General features: G+C 38.6%; 7 protein-coding genes. 6 read left to right on the top strand and 1 reads right to left on the bottom strand.

The annotated features are described in order from the left end of the window. Window positions 1-741 (top strand): dihydroorotate dehydrogenase (locus LHW48_05335; GenBank protein MCB5259886.1); only part of this gene is annotated, 741 nt, incomplete at its 5' end. Here LHW48_05335 and radA read toward each other — a convergent pair. After that, window positions 738-2,072: a DNA repair protein RadA gene (gene radA / locus LHW48_05340; GenBank protein ID MCB5259887.1), complete on the bottom strand. Its 1,335-nt coding sequence runs from the start codon at window positions 2,070-2,072 to the stop codon at window positions 738-740. The two genes, LHW48_05335 and radA, sit on opposite strands and share 4 nt — an antisense overlap. Before the next feature lie 402 nt (window positions 2,073-2,474). Here radA and LHW48_05345 point away from each other — a divergent pair, with 402 nt between their 5' ends. From LHW48_05345 to LHW48_05365, 5 genes are all read left to right on the top strand, one after another. After that, window positions 2,475-2,738 carry an NrdH-redoxin gene (locus LHW48_05345; protein ID MCB5259888.1) on the top strand — a complete coding sequence of 88 codons (264 nt, stop codon included), beginning with the start codon at window positions 2,475-2,477 and terminating at the stop codon, window positions 2,736-2,738. After that, window positions 2,735-3,190 carry a MarR family transcriptional regulator gene (locus LHW48_05350; protein ID MCB5259889.1) on the top strand — a complete coding sequence of 152 codons (456 nt, stop codon included), beginning with the start codon at window positions 2,735-2,737 and terminating at the stop codon, window positions 3,188-3,190. Before LHW48_05345 ends, LHW48_05350 begins: the two co-directional genes overlap by 4 nt. A 3-nt stretch (window positions 3,191-3,193) precedes the next feature. Continuing rightward, a complete protein-coding gene (locus tag LHW48_05355; protein MCB5259890.1) occupies window positions 3,194-3,622 on the top strand; it encodes an OsmC family protein in 429 nt (142 codons plus the stop codon). Then, window positions 3,622-4,134, top strand: coding sequence for a thioredoxin family protein (locus LHW48_05360; GenBank protein ID MCB5259891.1), 513 nt, complete (start codon window positions 3,622-3,624; stop codon window positions 4,132-4,134). The genes LHW48_05355 and LHW48_05360 overlap by 1 nt, the downstream gene beginning before the upstream one ends. 129 nt (window positions 4,135-4,263) lie before the next feature. After that, window positions 4,264-4,517, top strand: a 254-nt coding sequence (locus tag LHW48_05365) for an ATP-binding cassette domain-containing protein (GenBank protein ID MCB5259892.1), incomplete at its 3' end; no start/stop codon positions are given.

Here is a 4,517-nt window from a genome sequence, read left to right on the forward strand (position 1 = left end):
CCGAGGTTATACGAAACAGACGCGGGCTTGTTAAACTCCATTGGATTGCAAAATTCGGGATTGGATGCTTTTATCAAAGAGAAGGTGCCAATCTACAATAAGAAGCTTACAATGCCTCTGATTGTTAGTATATCTGGAGCAAGCATAGCAGAATTCTGCGCCATGCTTGAGCGCTTGGAATGCTGCCCGGAAATATCTGGATACGAAATTAATGTATCCTGCCCAAACGTAGAAAATGAGGGCATTGCATTTGGTAGAGAAGCTAATACTGTATTTCATCTTGTAGAAGCTTTAGCCAAGCTTACCAGCAAAGAACTCTGTATAAAATTAAGCCCGAATGTAAGCGATATATCCTCAATAGCCCAAGCTGCCGAAGAAGCAGGAGCAAGTTCCATAGCTCTAATAAATAGTCTGTATGGCATGGCAATAGACTATAGAAATGGGAAATCTTTTATCAAGAAAGGGATAGCAGGTTATACGGGTTGTGGCATAAAACCAATTGCTCTAGCTCTTACATACAAGGTGGCTCAAACTGTAAAGATACCGATATTGGCAATGGGGGGGATCTATAACTGGAGAGATGCGTTAGAATTCATTTGGGCTGGAGCATCAGCTATAGCATTGGGGACAGCGAATTTTATAAATCCTTTGGCAGCTCCAGAGTTGATTATGGGGTTAGGCGAGTTCTTGCTTGCCCATAATAAGAGTATAAATGAATTAATTGGCAAAGTACGCACCTAAGTAATCGCCGCAAAGAGCGCTTTGATGTCTTTTAATTTGTGGACATTTGTTTGGTTTTTCAGCTTTGCAAAACCAGAAACAAAGATATTGCTGTAGCCTAGTTTAGCTGCTTCTGAGATCCTAGCTTCTAGCTGTGAAACAGGTCTTATTTCTCCATTTAAGCCTACTTCACCGATAAATACAGAGTTGTCTGGTAAGGGGCTATCTTTCAAACTGCTGATAATTGCCGCAATAATTGCCAAATCTAGAGAAGGATCTGAGGATCTAATTCCACCAGCAAGGTTAATAAATACATCATTACTCCTAAGATACAAGGATAGATTCTTCTCTAAAATAGCTAGCAGTATTGCCAGTTTCTTTTGCTCCAATCCTGCTACCACTCGTTGGGGAGTACCATAATTTGAACCGGTAGCCAAAGATTGTACTTCGACAATAAAGCTTCTGCTTCCTTCAATAATGCAACCAATAGAAGTGCCGATCTGAGCTAATTCATTACTTAGAAATACCGAATTGGGACTCTCAATCGAAACCAAACCAAGATTTGTCATCTCAAACAAACCAATTTCATTTGTAGAGCCAAATCTGTTTTTTACAGCACGAAGAATTTTATACTGGTTTCGCATTTCTCCTTCAAAATAGAGAACTGTATCTACCATGTGTTCCAAAATTTTAGGCCCAGCTACATAACCTTCTTTTGTAACATGACCTACCATAAAAACTGGAATTCCCAAATGCTTCCCGCACCTCAATAATCTATTTGTGCTTTCCTTCAGCTGAGTAATACTGCCTGGGATACTCTCAAGACTGTTTACACTGATGGATTGTATGCTATCTACAATTGCTAAAGCTGGTTTTTCTTCTTCTATACATTCAATTATGTGCTCGGTATCATTTGTGCACAGTAACAAAATATTGTCACTCTTAACTTGCAGACGTTTGCTACGCATATGGATTTGGGCAGAGCTCTCTTCACCCGAACAATAAAGTACCTTTCTTCCACTTTGCCCAAGCCACTCGGAGAGCTGTAGCATTAGCGTAGATTTGCCAATCCCCGGTTCGCCGCCAATTAAAATGAGCATGCCTGGAACGATTCCACCACCTAATACTAAGTCTAATTCTGCGTTTCCAGATTTTAATCGTTCTTCGGTTTGAGGTGAAAGACTAGCAATTTGTAGAGGTTTTGTACGCTGATGCGTTGATTGCGAAATATTGCCTTTGCCAATAATGCGGTTCGTTTCCTTTAGGGTACTCCAACTACCGCAATTTGGGCATTTTCCACTCCATTTGTTTGTTTCATAACCACAATCTGTACATACAAAAGTAGATCGCATACTCAATTCCTTTACTAGTTATACTAAAAACCAATATTTATAGTACTAGCATAGATGGCAAGCTATATTTAAACAGTGAGCGTCACTCGTGCGTAAGAATTATATGTAAAAGGCTGGGAAAGCTTATTTCATCAATTGAATCTCGCCTATTGTTACCAATAAAATTCTACTAACATACTTGAACTATCAGCAAAGGAAAGATGCATGATTAATACTAAACACAAGCATAAGATACAAAAACTATTATTACTTGCATCACAATAAGATACATGGGTCTGAATCAAAAAAGTAATAGTCTACTCGACAATATGTTGTAAGGACTATTTAATCAATTTGATGCAAAACCAAAAAAAGTTTTGCCTTTTAGAATGTTTGCCCTATAATATTAATCAAGGAGCAGATATGAAACCTAGTATAATAGTTTTTAGCACACCTACTTGCTCTTGGTGCAAGAAGTTGAAAAGCTACTTAAGAGAAAATAGTTTTATCTATAAAGACATAGATGTATCCAAGGATACAAAAGCCCTAAACGATATGATTAAGAAAACCGGACAACAAGGGGTTCCACAAACATGGATAAATGGTACACCGATAATTGGATTTGATAGAGCAAAAATAGATAAACTATTGGGAATAAATAAACAAACGATAGGAGAGAAACAATGAAAAACTACCCAGAAGAATTCCATGACCTAATTACACGCTTACAAGTAGTGTTAAGCGAAATTGATTATGCCCAAAAGGCCTGCTTACAGGCTGGACGGATGGAGTGTATGCTGTTAAATCATCTTTTCAGCACGAAAACTCCTGCCAATATGAATGAATTGGCAAAAGTATTAAATGTATCACATAGTCGTGTTACTCGCATTATGGACAACCTCGTAAACAAAAAACTGGTAACACGTAAACCAAGTGAAGACGATCGCCGTTGCTGGTTTGCCATCATTACTGATAAAGGCATGAAATTGGCTGAGAATAGCCAGAAAACAGTATTGGATCAGCAGAAAAGCCTCATAGAAAAGCTACAGCCCAAAGAAGTTGCGGACATATACAACTCCTTCAAAAAATATGTAGAGAAATATGAAGAGGTGCTGAAGGAATCTTACATTGAGGTGTAAACAATGGCTGATTCTGTAGTAACGAAATGGACTGGTGACCTGAGTTTTGATTCTTTCGTTACTGGTCATCATGTAAAAATGGATGGAGCTAAAGAGTATGGTGGAAACGATACTGGCCCGCGTCCCAAGCCGCTTTTATTGGCTGCATTAGCCGGTTGTTCTGGGATGGACATAGTGTCGATACTAAATAAGATGCAAGTCAAGAATTTTAGCTTCGAAATAGAAGCAGAGGGAGATTCTACAGATGAGCATCCGGTTGTATATCATACGATAAGGGTTTTCTTCAAATTCTCAGGCAACAATCTGCCTCAAGATAAAGTTGTTAAGGCTGTTAGGCTTTCTACCGAAAAATATTGTGGCGTGAATGATATGCTCAAAAAGGCAGCGGATGTTATTGTAAAAATCTTTATAAACGATATCGAGGTAAGCTAATGAGATATATATTGATATTGATAATCGCCTCAATGACTGCGGTATTAGGTTGTACCCCCGCTCCTAAACAAGAGCCCGTAGTTGAAGAGAGCCCTGTGGTAGAAACAACCCAGTCTGAGAAAGAATATGAAGCTGGCACCTGGATAGATAACTGGGAACTTGCTATAAGTTATGCCAGACAATCTGGTAAAAAGGTTTTAGTGAACTTTACTGGATCAGATTGGTGCGGATGGTGTGTTCGTCTCTCTTCTGAAGTATTTACTCAAGATGCTTTTAAGGAATATGCCCAAGAGAATTTGATCTTATTGAAGCTAGATTTTCCTCGCAATATTGATCAATCCTCAGAACTCAAAAAGCAGAATCAATATTTGCAAAGACAGTTTGGTATCCAAGGCTATCCTACGATTCTATTGGTAGATGAGGAAGGTAAAGAGATTGCCCGTACCGGCTATCAACCAGGTGGTGCTCAAAACTATGTGAAACACCTACAAGAGCTTCAACAATCTAAATAAGTTACAAATACTGACTAATAAGAGACCGCCTTATTTAAGGCGGTCTTCAATTTTAAATTGAGTATTGACAACATCCGGCAGCAAATATTTTGGTTTGAACAAAATCATTATATTGAAAGCGAGTACTAAATGAGCATTATCCAATGCGTTGATCTGGGAATAGAATTTGGAGGTAATTATGTTCTCAGAAACGTCAATTGCACCATTGAACATAATAGCAGAATTGGTTTAATTGGTCCCAATGGATCGGGGAAAACAACTTTAATTAAACTCATTCTGGGGGAGCTGCGCCCAGTAGAGGGTCAAGTTCTAAAAGCGAAGAATTATCGCATTGCTTATTTAGCACAGAATACCATACTAAATCCCCAATTCAGTATGTTGGA

Source organism: Candidatus Cloacimonadota bacterium (assembly GCA_020532355.1).
Taxonomy (GTDB): domain Bacteria; phylum Cloacimonadota; class Cloacimonadia; order Cloacimonadales; family Cloacimonadaceae; genus UBA5456.

Bases quoted from the DNA above. Each gene is read 5' to 3' on its own strand.
- LHW48_05360 (MCB5259891.1), top strand. From the start codon at position 3,622: ATGAGATATATATTGATATTGATAATCGCCTCAATGACTGCGGTATTA.
- LHW48_05345 (MCB5259888.1), top strand. From the start codon at position 2,475: ATGAAACCTAGTATAATAGTTTTTAGCACACCTACTTGCTCTTGGTGC.
- LHW48_05355 (MCB5259890.1), top strand. From the start codon at position 3,194: ATGGCTGATTCTGTAGTAACGAAATGGACTGGTGACCTGAGTTTTGAT.
- radA (MCB5259887.1), bottom strand. From the start codon at position 2,072: ATGCGATCTACTTTTGTATGTACAGATTGTGGTTATGAAACAAACAAA.
- LHW48_05350 (MCB5259889.1), top strand. From the start codon at position 2,735: ATGAAAAACTACCCAGAAGAATTCCATGACCTAATTACACGCTTACAA.